The organism is Nitrospirota bacterium, assembly GCA_016194305.1.
GTDB lineage: Bacteria > Nitrospirota > Nitrospiria > JACQBW01 > JACQBW01 > JACQBW01.
The window spans coordinates 102,823-120,947 of the sequence record JACQBW010000006.1; the positions used below are offsets into that span (position 1 = coordinate 102,823).

An 18,125-nucleotide genomic window follows, 5' to 3' on the forward strand; every position below is an offset into this window, starting at 1 on the left:
TGCATTCCTAAAATTATTTTTTCTTCGACCGGGTCTTTTCCTTTAGATGAGCGGATTTCATTTTTAGGCCAAGAAGAACCCAGCAGCTGTATATAAAGGTAAAAAAGAGAACACCGGAAAAAAGATCCAGATGAAGTCCTGCTCCCGAAATGCCGGTAACCCGGGAGGCCACCGATTTGATTTCCCCATAAAGAGGCGTCAGATTCGTAAAGGCGATTGCCGCTGAAAGGAGTGTCCCCGCAATCACCCCTTCCATGATAGGACGTGTTTTCGAACTATACCCCAGCCAGATTCCTCCTGCCAAACTCATCAGGATCATTTCGATAAACAGGAAAGAGAGGGAAGAAACCGCAAGATCTCCCCTGACCAATTCAAATATTAAAACGGGATCCAGACGGAGCCAGAAATTGGCCAGGGAGCCGTCCGAGAGGAATATTAACATTCCATAATGGGAAAATTCCATTAAAAATTTTATTCCCAGGGACAGGGCTACGCCTCCGATTATTCTCCAGATCGAAAGACTCTTAAAATAGGACGGGGTGGAAAAATGAACGGGCGGGATTTCCCCACGCTGAACCTTTTGATGGATTTCTTTCGAAAACGGACGGTCCAGGATGGGATAAATAATCGTATAAAATACGGGCAAGAGCGGAACAACGAGCCCCAGGTAGTCTTTCAGATCAAGGATCACGATCAATTTTATAAAAAGAAAAGACATCAGGACTGCCATGGCAAGCGTTGCAATCAGGACCCAGACATGTCTGATCGAAGGGGAATCATTTTTAAGTGTCGTCATCTTCGAACTCCGAAACTACCATTCTATTTGGGGCGCATCCGGTAAATGTGATGAGTCCTCTGATACCCCCAAGCCCCGCGCTCAACCAGGCAAAACCTGATCTTCACTTTTCAAGTGATGCCCGGGAAACTTTCCTTTGTAATACTAAATTATAGCAGTTTTTTTTAAATTTATTTTTCAATTGACTTCGACAAAACAGCATCCTCATGATACTCTTTGTTCAGATAAGCGCGCTGGAGAAACTGCTGACACAAAAAATATTTTCAGACTCAAGATTTTTTCTTGACAATTAAAAATATTGCGTTATATTAACAACAAAATTTCATGACTCAAAAAACTTTGAGAATCAGGTTTGAAACTCCCAAAATTCTTTCATTGAGGAGGTGAGATTTTTAAAAACAACCACAAACAATGGATGAACAATCCATTCATTAACGAAAGGGGGCAAATCGATTGCACGCCTTGGGGGCCCATGTCCTTGTCGAATTACAAGAATGTAATTCAAAACTATTGAATGACCTTAAGAAAGTTGAAGAATTTATGGTCTCGGCAGCTAAAGAGGCCAGAGCAACCATCCTGAAAGTTTATTTCCATAAATTTAGTCCCTTTGGTATCAGTGGCGCAGTCGTTATTGCAGAATCCCACCTTACCATCCACACCTGGCCCGAATATAAATACGCTGCGGTCGATATTTTCACCTGTGGCGAGCTGCTTCAACCTCAAGTCGCTGCGGATTATCTAATCGAAAAGTTTCAGTGCAAACAACCTTCCATTGTCGAGGTGAAAAGAGGTCTTCTGGCCGGTGGAAACGTAAAATTCCCGCATAAACCTCTGAAAGAAGTTCCACCTTATGGCAGAGCCGAAGAATTACAAATGGTTCCATGATTTTTTAAGTCCGGAGGAGGGTCACATCCACGGGCTTGAAACCATTTTATATACGAAACAGACCAAGTTTCAAAAAATGGAAATTATGCGGACCAAGAGCTATGGCGACTGCCTGGTTTTGGACGGGAAAATGCAGTCAAGCGAAGTGGATGAATTTATTTACCACGAAGCGCTCGTTCACCCCGCCCTCCTGACTCACCCCAATCCCAAGAGAGTCTTTGTCGTGGGAGGAGGGGAGGGAGCAACTCTCCGTGAAATTCTTCGACATCAATCCGTCGAATACGTCCTGATGGTGGATATTGACCAGGAAGTCGTGGAGAGCTGTAAAGACCTTCTTCCCGCCTGGCACCAAGGCTCTTTTGAAGATCCTCGTGTTGAGCTACGATATCTTGACGCCCGGAAATATCTTGAAGAAACGAATGATATGTATGATGCGATCATTATCGATATCTCCGAACCGGTCGAAGAGGGACCAGCCTACCTGCTTTATACTCGCGAATTTTATAATATTGTGTTCAACAAATTGACCCGGAGCGGCGTGATATCCCTTCAGGCCGGAACCACTTCCGTCAATGCCCTTTTGAACATCAGTGCCGTCTATCAAACTTTAAAATCGGTCTTTCCGGTCGTTTCTCCCTATCAGGCCTGTATTCCCTCATTCGGGCTCCCCTGGGGATTTGCCATGGCCTCAAAAGAATTCAATCCCCAGGCAATACCACCTGGAACAGTGGACGAAAAAATCCTGAAAAGAATCAAAGGCGAACTTCGATATTACAACGGAGAGATCCACCAAGGTGAATTCCTTTTCCCCAAACATATTCGCCAGACAATTGAAAAATCTGACCGGATCATCGAAGACAACACTCCCCTCTTCACCTACCATTAATAAGAAATAAATAATGGATGAGGACCAATCCAAGACCCCTTTATTCGACGCCATGGTTAATTTGGCGGAATCTCGAAAGGTCTCTTTTCATACTCCCGGTCATAAAAGCGGAAAAGGCATTTCGACCCGTTTCCGAAAATTTGTCGGTCCCCGGATCTTCTCAATCGATTTAACGACGCTCGACGAGGTTGATTCTCTCCAAAAACCCAAGGGGGTGATCAAAGAGGCACAAGCCCTTGCCGCTATCGCTTACGGGGCCCAGCGTTCCTACTTTCTGGTCAACGGAACCACAGGTGGAAATCATGCCATGATGATGACCGTCTGCAACCCGGGCGATAAAATCATTATTGCCAGAAATGCCCATAAATCTGTTTTGGCAGGTCTCATTTTGAGCGGCGCACAGCCTCTTTTTTACTCCCCCAGTGTTGACGAGCAACTGAAGATCTCTCTCAACGTAACCTTTGAAGAAACCCGAGCCGCAATTGACGAGTTTCTTCCGCAGGGGGCAAAAGCCATTTTCCTTACCAGTCCCAATTATTACGGAATTTGCGCCGACCTCGAACAAATCATTCCCTATGCCCATGAGAAGGGTCTGGTCGTGATGGTTGACGAAGCCCACGGTCCCCATCTCAAATTTCATCCCGATTTGCCCATTTCTGCGATGGAGGCAGGAGCCGATTTGACCGTCCAGAGCACTCATAAAATAATAGGCGGAATGACTCAGGCCTCCATGCTTCATGCCCAGGGCCCCCGGGTGGATTATACAACCTTGACGAATGTTCTGAAATTTTCCCAAACCACCAGTCCTTCTTATATCTTAATGGCCTCTTTAGATCTCGCCCGGATGCAGATGGCCACAGAAGGATTAAAATTACTTGATAAGGCCATAAAGCTCTCGGAAGAGGCCCGGATCAAAATAAACAAGATTCCGGGGATAAGTTGTTTCGGAAAAGAAACGCTCAAAAATTCTTTCTTTTCTAATGTCGGGGACCTGGATGTCACCAAACTGACGATTTCGGTCAAAGATCTGGGCATGTCGGGGTTTCAGGCCTCCCAGATCTTGAACAGCAAATATAGCATCCAGGTTGAAATGGCTGATCCGTTTCATATCCTGGTAATTGTCAGTATTGGAGACAGGAAAGATGATTTAAACCGGCTTACTGAATCTCTCAAGGAAATGTCGAAAGATTATTTTAAGGGACATCAGACGACGCTCCTCGAATCCATCGGACTGCCCCAGTTCAAAAACAAATCCGTGATGACGCCGCGTGAAGCTTTTTTTACCGATCCGGAATACCCCAGACTGGAAGATTCTGTCGGAAAAATTGCTTCCGAGATCATCACCGTCTACCCTCCCGGAATTCCTATTCTTGTCCCAGGCGAGGTCATAACGCAGGACATTCTCGACTACCTTTACAAAATGATCGAGCTCAACGCGACAGTTGACGGCCTCAACGAAAACAACACCCTCATCTGCACGATCAAGAAAACCTAGATTTTAGAAATTGGTCGAAGAGATTGAGTTTTGGCAAGGCGACCCTTCGCAAAACGAGCGATCGGGCACGACGAGGAAATTAGCAGGGGGAAACCCCACTGGCCTTGATTTATAGGGACAAGTGGGGCGGGGCCATGGATACCCCCGCTAATTGCCGCAGGAGTGGAGAGCGAGTGGAGCGTTGGGGAGCCTGTCAATGCTCAATCTCTTCGATTTTCCAAATTCGGGCCTAATCATTGTGCCTGGATATTTTACCGATCTGCTAGACGATTTTCCCAACCAGATCGTACGGATGGGCATCCGTAATTTCTACGCGCACCAGGTCACCGGGATTAGCCAGTCCGTCATTTATGTAAATTGTGCCGTCACCTTCGGGCATCTGTCCGTAATATCTCCCTTCCAGAAGGAGATCGGTCTCTTCCGATATCCCTGAAATGAGGACCTTCTGAACGGTCCCGACCAGTTTCCGATGGTTCTCCAGAGATATCTCTTTTTGAAGTGCCATCAGGGCCTCCCATCTCTCTTGCTTTATCTCTTCGGGTATCTGCCCTTCAAAATTCCGCGCGGGCGTATCCTCTTCCCGTGAATAGACAAAGACGCCAAGACGATCAAACCGGGTCTCCTCGACAAAATCAAACAAGGTTTTGAATTGTTGTTCCGTCTCCCCCGGAAAACCAACGATCAGGGAGGTCCTCAACACCAGATTGGGAATGCGTTTTCTCATTCTTGCAATTAAATTGATCGTATATTCTTGCTGATGAATCCGGTTCATCTTCCGCAATATCACTTCATCAATATGCTGTAGAGGCATATCGATGTAATTGCATATTTTTTCTTCTTTCGCGATGAAGTCCATTAAATGATCGGGAAAAGGGTGCGGATAATTGTATAGAAGCCTGATCCAATCCACGTCACATTTAACAAGCTCCTCTAATAATTCCAGTAACTGGACCTTTCCCAGGTCCCGTCCGTAACTGGTTAAATCCTGCGCGATCAGATTCACCTCCCGCACCCCTTTTTCTCCTAGGCGATTCACTTCATCAACCAGGGACGAGATGGAACGGCTCCTCATTTTCCCTCGCATGGCCGGAATAATACAGAACGAACAGGTCTTGTCACACCCTTCTGAAATTTTCACATAGGCCCAGTGTTTGGCTCCAATCAATACCCTATCGGGAATTTCTTCCTGATATAAAGCGGTCGGCTCGCTTAACCACGAAGAGCGCTTTTTCTTCTTACCTTTCTGATTCAGAAAACTTCGGCAGATCTCCGCAATCCTGGGATATTCTGTGGTTCCGACTATGCCATCCAGTTCGGGAAGTTCCTTCAGTAATTCGTCTTGATATCGCTGGGTCAGACAACCGGTGGCAATTAACGTCTTGCATTGCCCTTTTCTTTTCAATTTCCCCAGATCAATGATCATATCGATCGATTCTTTTTTTGCGGTTTCGATAAATCCACACGTGTTAATAATAATAATTTCCGCTTCTTCTTCATGTGAAGTCAGTTCGAATCCTGCCTCATTTAGTTTATGAAGCATCACTTCAGAATCGACCTGGTTTTTGGCACAACCCAGGTTGATGAGTCCCACTTTGGGATAAAGTTTCAAATTTCTTTCAACTATTTGATTTTTCAATGTTTTACCTTCTTAAATTTCTATTTTAAGGTGAAATTGTACCATACCTGTCAGCGCTGGAACAGCCATTTTTAATGGCCCTTTTAAGGAATCATTAAACTGGAACCGCTACCTTGACAAAACGGGGAACCGGAGCTACCTTTTATTTAAGAGGAACAGTCAACGAAAAGGAGCGACTCAAGTGGCTAAAGGGGATTCAAACAACTGGGAAAATGATACTCCTCAGGAGAATGAAAAGTTAAGAGACCTGGTTCGTGATTTGGCACATGCCATTAACACCGTTTTCGCGGAAAGTACTGAAATCAAGACCGTCATCAAAGATATCGAACAGGAAGGGTATACGGTTGACCTTGTACTCGCTTCAATCACCCGGGCATTAAAAGAACAGAAAACTAAAGAGAATACGCAAATTCAGCCTCCGGCCCTTCTGGAAGGGGACAAATTTGAACTCAACCGGTTTGACCAATCCTTTCTCAAATCAATTAAAATAAAACCAGAGGAAGAAATTGAGTAGAATAAAATCAATCACCTCCTTTTTTGCCCTTTCGTTTGACTTCATTCTCTTTTTTTGTTAGTCTTCTAAACGTCATCCAATAGCCGTTTCCAACCACCGTATAGATTCCTCGCGAAAAAACAAGAAATTTAAAATGTCTCCAGATCACTCTGCGCAAATAGAAAAACTCTCGAATTCTCTTCGAATCGACATCTTGAAAATGATTTATGATGCCCAGTCGGGGCATCCAGGTGGCTCTTTTTCAGCGATCGACATCCTCACGGTCCTGTACCGCGATGTCATGAAACATGATCCTAAGAATCCCGATTGGCCAGATCGAGACCGTTTTATTCTGAGCAAGGGACATGCGGCGCCCGCTTTATACGCGCTTCTCGCCCATTTCGGATATTTTCCTCATGAAAAATTGAGCGGCTTAAGAAAAATGGGAAGCCCCCTCCAGGGACATCCGGAAAAAAATAAACTTCCCGGCGTAGAGGCTAGCACCGGCTCTCTTGGACAGGGAATCTCGATTGGAATCGGCATGGCGCTGGCGGGAAGACTCGACCGGAAAGATTATTGGACCTATGTCCTGGTCGGTGACGGAGAAGTCAATGAAGGCCAGGTTTGGGAGGCGGCACTTTATGCCGGAACCCATCACCTGGATCATCTTGTCGTCGTTCTCGACAACAATGGCCAGCAGCTTGACGGAAGCGTCAACGAAATTATGCCGCTTGATCCATTAAATGAAAAGTGGCGCTCTTTCGGTTGGAACGTCATTGAAATCGATGGTCACAATATATCCGAAATCTCGAATGCTTTCCAGAAAGCAAAGACTACGAAAAACAGACCGACACTGATCCTCGCAAAAACCGTAAAAGGGAAAGGTGTCTCTTTTATGGAAAATAATAATGAGTTTCATGGTATGGCTCCCAATAAAGAACAGTATGCTGAGGCCATGAAGGAACTGCAAATTGCTTAAAGTCATTCAGAATAGTCCTGAAGGGGAAAAACCGGCTTCCCGAAAGAAAGTGCTTGGAAAAGCCACACGGGATGCCTATGGTGAAATACTACTAGAACTGGGAAAAGAGAATCCCCAGATTGTCGTCCTGGACGCGGATCTGTCAAAATCAACCAAGAGTAACTTGTTTGCCAAAGCCTTTCCAGATCGCTTCTTCAATTTCGGTATCAGTGAAGCCAATATGGTCTCCGCCGCCGCGGGTCTTGCTTCATCGGGTAAAATTCCCTTTGCCTCCAGTTTCGCTTCTTTTCTTATTTGCAAAGGTTTTGATCAGATTAGAATGGGAATTGCCAATCCCCAATTAAACGTAAAACTTGTCGGCTCTCACGGAGGAATTTCTCTCGGTGAAGATGGGGCCTCCCAACAGAGTGTGGAAGATTTTGCCCTGGCATTGGCCCTTCCAAAGCTCACGGTGATACATCCGGCAGACGAAATTTCAACCAAAGCACTGACAAGACAAATAGCAAGTCATATTGGACCGGTTTACATGAGAACGGGAAGGCCGAAGGCACCCCTTCTCTATACTCCGGGCGATAAAATCAAGATTGGGAAAGCCCAAATTTTGCGCGAAGGGAAGGATGCGACGATATTTGCCTGCGGATTAATGGTTTCAGAAGCTCTGGATGCCGCAGAAGCCCTTGCATTAAAAGGAGATGACATTGGTGTCATCGATATGCATACGCTTCGGCCTCTCGATGAAAATGCCATTTTTAATGCGGCAAGGAATTCAAAAGCGTTTGTGGTTGCCGAGGAACATCTGGTTCATGGCGGGTTGGGAGCTTCCATTGCACAAACCGTATCGACTTTCTTTCCCGTTCCCATTGAATTTGTCGGTTTGAAAGATACCTATGCTGAATCAGGAACACCCGGAGAACTCTTTGAAAAATATGGTCTCACCTCCGCCGCAATTCAGCAGGCCGTAGAAAACGTCCTTAATCGCAAAGATTAACGAGGCCGTCTTAAAGGAAATAAATCCCGCGCAGTGAGATTCATGTCTCTCCCCAGCCTTCCGACTGGCAAAAACTTTTTAAAATCGATCTGGCCATCAGTCAGAATTTCATGACGCAGATGACAATAAACAATTTGACCCAGGACCAGCGTGGATCCCTGTGGAGGAACCCCAATTTCAATCAGACGATAAAGTTGACACTCCATGTTGATGGGCGATTCCAGAACGAGTGGTGCTTTTACTTTTTGAGCCGGATAGGGGGTCAGACCCGCGCGTTTAAATTCACTAATTTCGGCGGAATGGGAAGCTGAGCTTTCGTTCATGGCCGATGCCAATGATTCGGTCACGACATTGACTACAAATTCTTTGGAATACTCAATATTCCGGAGGGTATCTTTTTTTTCACCATTTCTTCTTGCGATGGAAATCGACACGATTGGGGGCTCTGCACAGACCCCGTTAAAAAAACTAAACGGAGCGAGATTCTCAACGCCATTTTGTCCGAGAGTCGATATCCAGGCTATCGGCCTCGGAACAATCGCATTGAGCATGAAGAGGTAATTTTCCGCAGTGGATTGTTCCCCCGGATCAAACTGCTTCATTCCTTCCATAGGGGCGCCGCGCAGGTGAAGGTCATTTCATTACAAAATGTACCCGCCGATTCTGCTGATAGCACGATTCCGTATCCTCTTTGCAAAAGGGACGGTCTTCGCCATAGCTGATTGTCGAAATTCGGGAAGCCTTTATTCCCTGTGAAATCAAGAATTGTTTTACCGAATGGGCCCGTTTTTCACCCAGAGCCAGGTTATATTCGTTTGTTCCTCGTGCATCGCAATGGCCTTCAAGCTGAACAGTGGCCTGGGCATTATTTTTCAACCAGACGACATCTTGATCGAGCGCGTTTTTCATTTCCGGCTTAATGGTGGCACGGTCATAATCAAAAAAAATGTCTTTCAAAGGTTCCGTAATTAAAATCGATTTAGTCGGTTCGGCTGGCTTCACTTTCTCTTCGGTCACCGGATGTTGTTCTGTCGAAGGAACGTTTTCCACGGCAGGAGGAAGAGCGGGTTGACCGCCGGTCGACTCCTGAGGAATACTTTGCGAGGCGGTTTCAGTCGGTTTCTTGGGACAACCCAGAACAGCCACAAGCAAAACAAGCCCCCAAATCAACTTAACCCGACTATTCCTGAAAAAAATCATTGAATCTCCTCCCTCGATAAATATAATAAGATGAATTCTTCTTTTTAAACCTTTAAAGTTTATGAAACCATCGAAAGGTTGTCAAGTCAATTCGCCTTTAACGAGTCTCATCCGGATTGACAGGTCACTTTTAAATTGTTACCTTTTAAATAATCTCTAAAAACAGGGGCCAAAAGCCCATTTCATCGAAAAGAGTTTTCACTGCGAAGCCGAATTCCAGGCCAATTTATGGACTACAGCTCCTTTTTTCATCACATGACGGAGATTCCACACCTTTTTATGAAACAGATTAAAACGATATCGCTCCTTCTTATCCTGTTTGGACAACTGTTGAATTGTCCTATTCTCACTGGAGCCGAACTGTTTTATTTCAAAGACCCCACCGGTGCGCTTCATTTCACCAATGTCCCGGATGATCCGAGATACCAATTGGTCGACAGGCTCAAAATTGAGAAAACAAGGAAGAAAGCGCTCTCGTCGAATTTCAGCGATTTTCGGAGCTACATTGAAGATGCTGCGAAAAAATATGAGGTGGATCCCCTCCTGATCAGAGCGCTCATCAAAGTGGAATCAGATTATGACCCCTTTGCGGTTTCCAATTCAGGCGCACAGGGACTCATGCAGCTGATGCCGGGCACTTCGCGCAGGATGGATGTGGGCGATCCATTTAATCCTGAAGAAAACATCGAAGGAGGCGTGAAGTATTTTAAAAAACTCCTCTCACTTTTCAATGGCCAGCTGATCCCTTCCATCGCGGCTTACCATGCTGGTGAAAATCGGGTGATTAAGAATGACAATCAGATTCCTCCCATTGAAGCGACCCAAAATTATGTTAAAAAGGTGATCTCGCAATATAATGCATTTCACGGGGTCAAAACCGAGTCTCCCCATGTTTACAAGATTTACCGTATTGAAACGGCGGACGGAGATGTCATCTATACCAATCGGCCGGGAAAGTATGAAGGACTCTCTAAAGAAATCGCGTATCAATAGAGGGTATTTTTTTTATTCAATTGAATGAACGAATGGGTCTTGATACGTGCCGAACCCGGATAGTCGGATCGAAAGTGGGCGCCGAGGCTTTCTCTTCGCTTTAATGCTGCGGTAGAAACCAGCAGCGATACTGTTAACATATTTTTGATTTCCATCCCTTTTCGATGGAAAAACACTCCTTTTAATTTTTTACTCCACTGCATAAGCTGACGACAGGTTTTGGCCAGCCCGCGCTCGGTCCTGACGATGCCGACATTTTCCCACATAAGTTTCTTACAAGAATAGGCAAGTGATTCCAGTTCTCTCGACGACCATTCCGGCTTGTCGCAAAATCGTTTAAAATATCGGTCTATTTTTTTATAATCCATATCGATTTTCTTTATTTTCCCTGAGTGCTTCAGGATATGTTTACCGGTTCTTGCTCCAAAGACCAGGCCTTCGAGCAGAGAGTTGCTCGCTAACCGATTTGCGCCATGAACTCCCGTGCAAGCCACTTCTCCGGCGGCATATAACCCCTGGATCAGCGTATTACCATTTAAACCGGTCTGAACACCTCCCATCATAAAGTGTGCGCTTGGACTAACCGGAATAGGGTCTCGAGTGATATTGATACCGTAATTGAGGCAAGTTTTATAAATCGTCGGGAACCTTTTTTTAACGAGAGGTGCTGACATGGCTGTCATGTCCAGGTAGATATGATTCGAATGGGTTGACTCCATCTCCTCCCATATGGCTCTCGAAACAAGATCGCGCGGCGCGAGTTCTGCCTCGGGGAAATACCACCGCATAAAGGCTTCTCCCTTCTTGTTTCTTAGAATTCCGCCTTCCCCTCTCATGGCTTCTGAAAGGAGAAAAGGATCAACATGGGGGAGGCAGAGCGCAGTAGGATGAAACTGAACGAATTCCATATCTTCCATGGGAATTCCCTGGCGGTAACTCATGGCCATCCCATCTCCCGTCGCAATACGCGGATTCGTCGTCCGAAGAAAAATCTGTCCGGCTCCGCCGGTTGCCAGAATGACTGATTTGGCTAAAATGATCTTTGGTACATTCTCTTTTTCAAATAGCACCCACGTTCCATGGCAAACGCCGTCCACGACATAAAGTTCAATGGAAAAATGATTGTCGAGTATTTTAATGTTTTGTTCAGATCGGACCTTATGAAAGAGGCTTCTGATAATTTCATCTCCGGTCGCATCTCCCTTTGCCCTGAGGATCCTTCTTCGACTATGAGCCGCTTCCTGGGCAAATAATAATTTATCTCCCTTTCTGTCGAATCGGGTCCCCCAGTCGATCAGCTCTTTCACTCGAAGTATCCCCTCTTCAACGAGAATCTTAACCGCAGATTGCCGGCTGAGCCCCTTTCCCGCCTTGAGCGTGTCCTTGACGTGAGATTGAGGCGAGTCATAGGGATTAATCGCCGCCGCTATTCCCCCCTGTGCGTAAGCTGAATTGCTTTCGCGGTCTGAACCTTTATTGAGAATCAAGACTTCTCCGAAGGGCGCCAGTTCAAGCGCCGCTCGTAATCCGGCGATTCCGCTCCCGATAATCAGAAAATCGGTAATCTGGACTTCATAGGAAGCTCCGGAGGGATTGGACATTTAGGAATGACGGTCTTTGATGGGAGGAGATGCGAAGGGATCCATTCCCTGAATATCAATTAAAAGGGGTGGAGATGCATTGGAATACTTGAATATCGAATGTCCTGCTGTCTTAACTTTTGCTTCACCGGACGGCGTCCATTCACCTTCCCAGCGAAGAACGAGCGAAGAGGACGCCGGTTCCAGAACAATGTGGTCCAGATAAAACTGAAGGGATATCTGAGGATATTGGTCAAACACCTCCTTGACGTTTTTTTTAAGCAGGTCAAGATTCGGGTAGTGGGTGGAATAATCCGAAAAAAAGTCGGCCGTATTTTTCGCTTCATAATTTTTTTTGAGGTGATCCAGAGAGTCGTATAATACGCGAATCCGGAGCGTGTTTTCACTTTTCTTGATCTCTTCAGAAGAACATCCTGTCCAAAAGGATGAAAGGACCAGTAGAATGAATAGAAAAACCGACCTTTCGCTTCTTTTCATGAAGAAAATTATAGGGAGAAACCCCTTCAACGTCAAGGCGGAAATAGAAACTGAGACAGAAAACTCACCTTGACACTTCTGGCGTTATTGTGTTACTTAATCAAATTCAATTGCGAATGAAAGCCGTGTCTCGCCTTCGCTTAAAAAAGATTTCCCGGGGATTTTCTGAGCCCCAAAATCAAATTTGAATCCGGATAACAGAACCTGTCCAAAACAAGGAGATATTCATGTCGAGGGTTGTCAAGAAGAGAAGAAAAAAAATGAGGAAACATAAACATAAAAAGCTTCTGAAGCGAACACGCACTCAGAGAAAGCGAAAATAATTTTTCCAAGAGACAGCTTCTAACTAGGAAAACTCTATCAGGGCATCCCCTGAATATCACGGATGCCCTGATAAGAACCGAAGGAGGGAAGGGAAAAAATTATGCCGAAAAATATCATAGGAGAAACAAAAAAGGTTATTATCACGGTTCGGACTCAGAGCGCCACCTATGCTGGAACCATTTACGTGCCCGCGATGCGAAAAAGAGTATCTGATCTCTTAAATGATGAAGGCAAAATGTTCATTAACCTCACTGAAGTGAGCATTAACGGAGGCTCGGAAAGAATTCCTTTCATTTCTATCAATAAAAATTTAATAGAATCAATCATCGAATAAACAATCAAATCGGCCCGGACATTTGAAATTCTCAGGGATCAAATCAGGGAACCTGCAAGAGCCGTTTGGCGTTTGTCAGCAGTATCTTTTCCCTTACTTCAGGTTTAAATCCGGCCTTTTCAAAATCGACCATCCACCTTTCAGGTGTCAAGAAGGGATAGTCTGAACCGAACAAAACCCGATCTTGAAGGATCGAGTTTGCATATTGAACGAGGTTGGCGGAAAAATATTTCGGAGACCAGCCTGAAAGATCGATGTAGACATTGGTTTTATGTACCGCAACAGCAAGCATCTCATCCTGCCATGGAAATGACGGGTGAGCTCCGATAATCGTTAATTTTGGAAAATCTGCTGCGATATCATCAAGATACGGGAGCGGCTGGCCATACTTTAACTGAAGACCGTCTCCTCCCGGCGTACCCGCTCCGACACCGGTTGTTCCGGTGTGAAACAACACCGGAATCTTTAATGACGCACAGGTTTCCCAAAGAGGATAAAACCTCCGATTATTCGGAAAAAATCCCTGGCAGATCGGGTGAAACTTAAGTCCTCTGAGTTTGAGTTGTCGCACCGCCCGTTCCGCTTCCTCAATGGCCAATTTCCCTTTCCAGGGATCGACGCTTCCAAATCCGATAAACACTTCGGGATAACGCCTGGCGATTTCCGCAACATAATCATTTGTCACTGCGGGAAGACCGGTATGGGTTTCAGCGTCCCAAGCCAGGAGAACCGCCATCATGTCCATTTTTCTGTAATAATCGGCCATTTCTTCAATCGAAACAGGCGGTTTCTTCTGTCTGAAATATTTCAGGGCATCTTCCATATATTTTCCTCCGGCATCCACCAGATATTCCTTGGTGCCGGGATGAACGTGCATGTCAATGGCTATCATAAACGCTCCCCGTTTCCCTTTGATTTAAGTGCCTTTCAGGAGTATATTATTTTAAGCGGTTGAGTTCAATCTATTCGGTCTGCTCTTCAACGGATGTTATCATGTTTACCATGAACTACTCTGAAAAACAGATTAAGGAAATATTTAAAATACTGAACACCCTAAAAGACAACCTCCAGGATTCTCTCGACTATGCCTTTGAAAATATCGAAATGATACAGATGGATTCCTATTTTACGGCCGAAGACAAATTCGAGAGAATTGTGACGGGTGTCCAGAGACTGGAGGAAGAGCTCCGAGAAGGCATGTCGAGGGAGAAACTGAAGCAGTTTGAAACCCGCCTCCTCTTTTTGGAAGAGCGATTTGAAGAAATTGACGCGGAACTGAGACAGCGCCCTGTTCGTAGAAGAAGACCCAAAATTAGCCTGATTGATTTCTTCAGAATGTCCCAGGAGGAGGCTCAATCCCCCTCTTATCTGGGAGAATTTTCATCCCAGCATGAAGCTTTTGCTGCATTTAACCTCGATCCCGGTACTCCGCTCAAGACCGTCACTGCGACATTCCGAAAAATGGCGAAAGAACTCCATCCGGATTCAAGGGGAGGAGACAGGAGCGAGGAACCGAAATTAAGAAGGCTGATCGCAGCCTACCAGTACATCAAGGAATTTTACACGACCCAATAAGAGAAGGTACATGGACGTTTTACAACATCTGAGTGAAGATCACAAAAAAATAGTTCAAAAAATCAATAAACTTCCGGCCGCTTTGTTGAAAGCAAGACAAAACCTGGATATTCTGTTGTCTCTCTCTAACGAAATTGAACAGGATTTAAGTCTCCATGAAAAAATAGAGGATCTGCTTTTTTTTCCGGCACTCAGTGAAAAGGTGGGAGAACAGGCGTTGCAGCCGTTAATCAAAGAACATGCAGAATCGAAGAAAGCGCGGGAGCTTTTTATGGCGGCCATCTCGGAACTTAAAGAACAGGGTGAGCCTTACCCGCCAGATAAAATAAAAGAAATGAGCAACCACGGTTATAAATTGATGCGAATCCTTTCGACCCATCTGACGCGGGAGGACCAGCTTCTTTTCCCCCAGGCCAAAACACTCCTCCCGCCGGAAACCCTGGAATATCTCGAAGCGCAAGCGAATCAGCTTAAGTAACCTTTAAAGGTCGTGACAACTGGAAAAATGGGAAAAGAGAAAACGGTCAGTGCTTCGCACGAGCCTGTGAACCGATTGTTCCGGGTGGTATTTATCAAGCCGTCCCACTATGATGACGAAGGGTATATCATCCGGTGGGGATGGTCCTGCATTCCGAGCAACACACTTGCCTGTTTATACGGAATCACACAATCCTTAAATCAGTCTCGTCAACTGGGTAAAAACATCGAAGTAATCATTGATGTATATGATGAAACCAATCAGAGAATTCCGGTTAAAAGCATAATCCGACAATTAAAGTCGTCCGGACCGAGAGAAGGAATTGTTTGTATGGCCGGGGTTCAGTCCAATCAATTTCCACGGGCAATTGATCTTGCACGGCAATTTCGGACCGAAGGAATTGAAGTTCTGATCGGCGGATTTCACGTCAGCGGGTGCCTTTCCATGCTGGAAGCGGTTCCGGATGATTTGAAGGCCGCCATGGAGGAAGGAATTACCCTGGTAGCAGGGGAAGTCGAGGAAAGCCTGGGAGAAATTTTCATTGATGTCATAAATGGCCGGCTAAAAAGGCTTTATAATTACATGAAAGATCTCCCGGCACTGGAGGGTCAACCCCCGCCGATTCTTCCGATGAAGGTTATTTCACGATATGTCGGCACGCTTACGACATTTGATGCTGGCAGAGGCTGTCCGTTCGACTGCAGTTTCTGCACGATTATCAATGTTCAGGGCAAAAAATCGCGCGGCCGTAGCGCCGACGATATCGAATGGATTATCCGAGAAAACCACCGGAGAGGAATTACCCGCTATTTTATTACCGACGATGATTTTGCACGAAATCGAAATTGGGAATCGATATTTGACCGGATGATTGCTCTCCGGGAAAAAGAAGGGCTCAAGATCTCTTTCACACTTCAAGTGGACACAGCCTGCCACCGACTCTCGCGCTTTATTGAAAAAGCGGGCAAAGCGGGATGTACCAAAGTGTTTCTGGGAATGGAAAGCGTCAATCCGGAATCTCTAAAGGCAACCGGCAAGAAGCAGAACCACGTTGAAGAATACCGGGAAATGCTTCAGGCCTGGCGCAGATCGAACGTGGTAACCTATGCGGGATATATTATTGGGTTTCCAAATGACACCTATGAATCTGTGATGCGCGACGTCGAAATACTCAAAAGGGAATTACCGCTGGATCTGGTCGAATTTTTCGTATTAACGCCCCTTCCGGGCTCCGAAGATCATCAGACTCTTGTCAAAAACAGGGTGTGGCTTGATCCGGATATGAACAAATACGATACCGAACATCCCTGCCAGAAACACCCGAAGTTATCTCAAGAAGAATGGATCCGAACCTACCAGGCGGCATGGAAATCTTTTTATACGTTTGAACATATCAAGACCATATTCCGGAGACGCTGGTCCGAAGGGCATAGCATTGGAAAGATACTCGGTGCCATGATCTGGTTTTGCGGTGCTGTTTTTATCGAAGGAGTTCATCCATTGCAGGCCGGCATTATCAGAAGGAAACACCGGTCCGAACGACGCCCGGGGACCCGGATCGAATCGCGGATCACTTTCGCATGGCGACGTATACGGGAAGTCACTCTTACGACAGCAAAAGCAATTCGATTGGCGTTAAAACTTCATTTCATCCGACGAAAAGTCGAACGGGAAGGTCCGAGAGGTAGTTATATCGATCTGGCAATTACTCCTGTCGCGCCAAAGAGACGAGACCTGCATGCTATCTCGGTCGAGCTCCCCTTGTCTATCAAGGAAATGTCAAAATCCAAAGCGGATAAAATATGATCATTGAATACCCTTACTAATCGTTGAAAATAATTGAAGACGAGAACTGTGGATTACTGGTAAAAATCTGCGAAAGACTGAGTTTACCACTAGAGTGGGGTTTTAGGAAATTGGGATCGTTCTATACCGTCTTCAGAAGTAACGATTTCGGCAATTTACCGATGTTTTTAGATGCCTTGTAAAGGTCCACCGCCTTTTGGGCGTTTATCCAAAACTCCGGCGATGTGCTAAAAGCAGCTGCCAGCTTAATTGCCATTTCCGCCGTAACACCGCTATGCCCATTGATTATCCGATTAATGACCTTTACATCGCAATTCAGATGCAAAGCCAACTCAGCCTGAGTCATCTTAAGCGGCACCAGAAACTCCTCCTTCAATATCTCCCCTGGCGTGGTCGGATTTCTCATCATTTTAGACATATTTCCTCCTATTTCAGGGGTAGTCACACACTCGGACATGATTGGGACCAGAGTCTGTCCAACCCAACACGACCCTCCATTGATAATTGACACGAATACTAAAATATCCCTTTAAATCACCAGTAAGAGATTCCAATCTGTTTCCAGGTGGAGCCTTAAGATCATTGAGTGCCTCAGCATAATGCATCATATCAAGCTTTCTTCTTACAACATTGCCAATTGAACTCCAGCCAACTCCCTTAGGCGGCTTTCCAGTCAGAAAAAAACGCTCAGTCGCTTTGTCAGAGAAAGAGCATATAGCCATATTTATTTATTCTATATGTAGGTATACCTTGTAAAGGTATTAAAGGATATCGACGGTTAAATTAGGCTCGAACGAATGGACTAGAGTAAGAAAGGCCAAACTCGGATGGAAAATGTGTGTGTGGAGTGATAGGATGAACACCAAGTTATCTGGCAACATTGTGGGACAAAGGCATCTGGAAAATCCCAGTTAAACAAGGAGGCCACGAATGGGCAAAGTAAAAGTTGCCGCTTTTTCCGTATCCATGGACGGTTTTGCCGCGGGTCCGGACCAGAGCCTGGAGAATCCCTTGGGGGTCCGGGGTCCGGAGTTGTTCGGTTGGTTTTTCCCTACGAAGGTATTCAACGATATGCATGGGAATGGCGGCGGCACGACCGGTGTGGACAACCAATTTGGCGAAAGATCCTTCCAGAACATGGGAGCCTGGATATTGGGCCGGAACATGTTCGGTCCCATT

The 18,125-nt window shown here is 45.6% G+C and carries 21 protein-coding genes; 12 read left to right on the top strand and 9 right to left on the bottom strand.

From position 1 onward, the window contains the following. Nucleotides 1–13: 13 nt before the first annotated feature. Nucleotides 14–796: a hypothetical protein gene (locus HY200_02335; protein ID MBI3593773.1), complete on the bottom strand. Its 783-nt coding sequence runs from the start codon at nt 794–796 to the stop codon at nt 14–16. Between the two features lie 453 nt (nt 797–1,249). Between HY200_02335 and HY200_02340 the strand changes: the two genes are divergently transcribed. The 3 genes from HY200_02340 to HY200_02350 are packed head-to-tail and all read left to right on the top strand — an operon-like array spanning nt 1,250 to nt 4,062. Further along, complete coding sequence (locus HY200_02340) at nt 1,250–1,681, top strand: S-adenosylmethionine decarboxylase proenzyme (GenBank protein MBI3593774.1); 432 nt, start codon at nt 1,250–1,252, stop codon at nt 1,679–1,681. Next, the gene (speE, locus tag HY200_02345; protein ID MBI3593775.1) at nt 1,647–2,567 is read left to right on the top strand and encodes a polyamine aminopropyltransferase; all 921 of its coding nucleotides are present in this window, start codon (nt 1,647–1,649) and stop codon (nt 2,565–2,567) included. The genes HY200_02340 and speE overlap by 35 nt, the downstream gene beginning before the upstream one ends. 13 nt (nt 2,568–2,580) lie before the next feature. Beyond that, on the top strand, nt 2,581–4,062 hold the full coding sequence (locus HY200_02350) for an aminotransferase class I/II-fold pyridoxal phosphate-dependent enzyme (GenBank protein ID MBI3593776.1): 1,482 nt from the start codon (nt 2,581–2,583) through the stop codon (nt 4,060–4,062). A gap of 262 nt (nt 4,063–4,324) precedes the next feature. On the opposite strand, the gene rimO is transcribed toward HY200_02350, so the two are convergent. After that, a complete protein-coding gene (rimO, locus tag HY200_02355) occupies nt 4,325–5,671 on the bottom strand; it encodes a 30S ribosomal protein S12 methylthiotransferase RimO (protein MBI3593777.1) in 1,347 nt (448 codons plus the stop codon). Nucleotides 5,672–5,879: 208 nt separating this feature from the next. Between rimO and HY200_02360 the strand changes: the two genes are divergently transcribed. The 3 genes from HY200_02360 to HY200_02370 all read left to right on the top strand — a co-directional run bounded on the left by HY200_02360 (nt 5,880) and on the right by HY200_02370 (nt 8,158). Next, nucleotides 5,880–6,212: a hypothetical protein gene (locus HY200_02360; protein MBI3593778.1), complete on the top strand. Its 333-nt coding sequence runs from the start codon at nt 5,880–5,882 to the stop codon at nt 6,210–6,212. A 133-nt stretch (nt 6,213–6,345) separates the two neighbouring features. After that, entirely contained in the window at nt 6,346–7,170 is an 825-nt protein-coding gene (locus tag HY200_02365; GenBank protein ID MBI3593779.1) for a transketolase, read from the top strand. A 49-nt stretch (nt 7,171–7,219) separates the two neighbouring features. Further along, entirely contained in the window at nt 7,220–8,158 is a 939-nt protein-coding gene (locus HY200_02370) for a transketolase family protein (protein MBI3593780.1), read from the top strand. On the opposite strand, the gene HY200_02375 is transcribed toward HY200_02370, so the two are convergent. Together HY200_02375 and pal are read right to left on the bottom strand one after the other, a co-directional pair. Continuing rightward, a complete protein-coding gene (locus HY200_02375) occupies nt 8,155–8,760 on the bottom strand; it encodes a flavin reductase family protein (protein MBI3593781.1) in 606 nt (201 codons plus the stop codon). The two genes, HY200_02370 and HY200_02375, sit on opposite strands and share 4 nt — an antisense overlap. A 31-nt stretch (nt 8,761–8,791) precedes the next feature. Beyond that, on the bottom strand, nt 8,792–9,358 hold the full coding sequence (gene pal, locus HY200_02380) for a peptidoglycan-associated lipoprotein Pal (protein MBI3593782.1): 567 nt from the start codon (nt 9,356–9,358) through the stop codon (nt 8,792–8,794). 279 nt (nt 9,359–9,637) lie between these two features. Between pal and HY200_02385 the strand changes: the two genes are divergently transcribed. Then, a complete protein-coding gene (locus HY200_02385; GenBank protein ID MBI3593783.1) occupies nt 9,638–10,351 on the top strand; it encodes a lytic transglycosylase domain-containing protein in 714 nt (237 codons plus the stop codon). Here the strand turns inward: HY200_02385 and nadB are convergent. Both nadB and HY200_02395 read right to left on the bottom strand, forming a co-directional pair. Beyond that, entirely contained in the window at nt 10,345–11,952 is a 1,608-nt protein-coding gene (gene nadB / locus HY200_02390) for an L-aspartate oxidase (GenBank protein MBI3593784.1), read from the bottom strand. The two genes, HY200_02385 and nadB, sit on opposite strands and share 7 nt — an antisense overlap. Further along, nucleotides 11,953–12,429: a hypothetical protein gene (locus HY200_02395; GenBank protein MBI3593785.1), complete on the bottom strand. Its 477-nt coding sequence runs from the start codon at nt 12,427–12,429 to the stop codon at nt 11,953–11,955. A 227-nt stretch (nt 12,430–12,656) separates the two neighbouring features. Here HY200_02395 and HY200_02400 point away from each other — a divergent pair, with 227 nt between their 5' ends. After that, nucleotides 12,657–12,752, top strand: coding sequence for an AURKAIP1/COX24 domain-containing protein (locus HY200_02400; GenBank protein MBI3593786.1), 96 nt, complete (start codon nt 12,657–12,659; stop codon nt 12,750–12,752). Nucleotides 12,753–13,130: 378 nt separating this feature from the next. Here HY200_02400 and HY200_02405 read toward each other — a convergent pair whose 3' ends face one another. Beyond that, nucleotides 13,131–13,979 (bottom strand): amidohydrolase, encoded by an 849-nt coding sequence (locus tag HY200_02405; protein ID MBI3593787.1) that lies wholly within the window; start codon nt 13,977–13,979, stop codon nt 13,131–13,133. A gap of 101 nt (nt 13,980–14,080) precedes the next feature. Here HY200_02405 and HY200_02410 point away from each other — a divergent pair, with 101 nt between their 5' ends. From HY200_02410 to HY200_02420, 3 genes are read left to right on the top strand one after another with little or no spacing between them, the layout of a single operon-like run. Next, nucleotides 14,081–14,662: a hypothetical protein gene (locus HY200_02410; GenBank protein MBI3593788.1), complete on the top strand. Its 582-nt coding sequence runs from the start codon at nt 14,081–14,083 to the stop codon at nt 14,660–14,662. Nucleotides 14,663–14,672: 10 nt separating this feature from the next. Further along, complete coding sequence (locus HY200_02415; protein ID MBI3593789.1) at nt 14,673–15,140, top strand: hemerythrin domain-containing protein; 468 nt, start codon at nt 14,673–14,675, stop codon at nt 15,138–15,140. Nucleotides 15,141–15,167: 27 nt separating this feature from the next. Then, nucleotides 15,168–16,946, top strand: coding sequence for a radical SAM protein (locus HY200_02420; GenBank protein MBI3593790.1), 1,779 nt, complete (start codon nt 15,168–15,170; stop codon nt 16,944–16,946). Nucleotides 16,947–17,067: 121 nt separating this feature from the next. Here the strand turns inward: HY200_02420 and HY200_02425 are convergent, their stop codons facing one another. Together HY200_02425 and HY200_02430 are read right to left on the bottom strand one after the other, a co-directional pair. Further along, nucleotides 17,068–17,364, bottom strand: coding sequence for a HigA family addiction module antidote protein (locus HY200_02425; GenBank protein MBI3593791.1), 297 nt, complete (start codon nt 17,362–17,364; stop codon nt 17,068–17,070). 13 nt (nt 17,365–17,377) lie between these two features. After that, nucleotides 17,378–17,668, bottom strand: coding sequence for a type II toxin-antitoxin system RelE/ParE family toxin (locus tag HY200_02430; protein ID MBI3593792.1), 291 nt, complete (start codon nt 17,666–17,668; stop codon nt 17,378–17,380). Nucleotides 17,669–17,876: 208 nt separating this feature from the next. Here HY200_02430 and HY200_02435 point away from each other — a divergent pair. After that, nucleotides 17,877–18,125: dihydrofolate reductase (locus tag HY200_02435; GenBank protein ID MBI3593793.1), on the top strand; the 249-nt coding region annotated here is incomplete at its 3' end.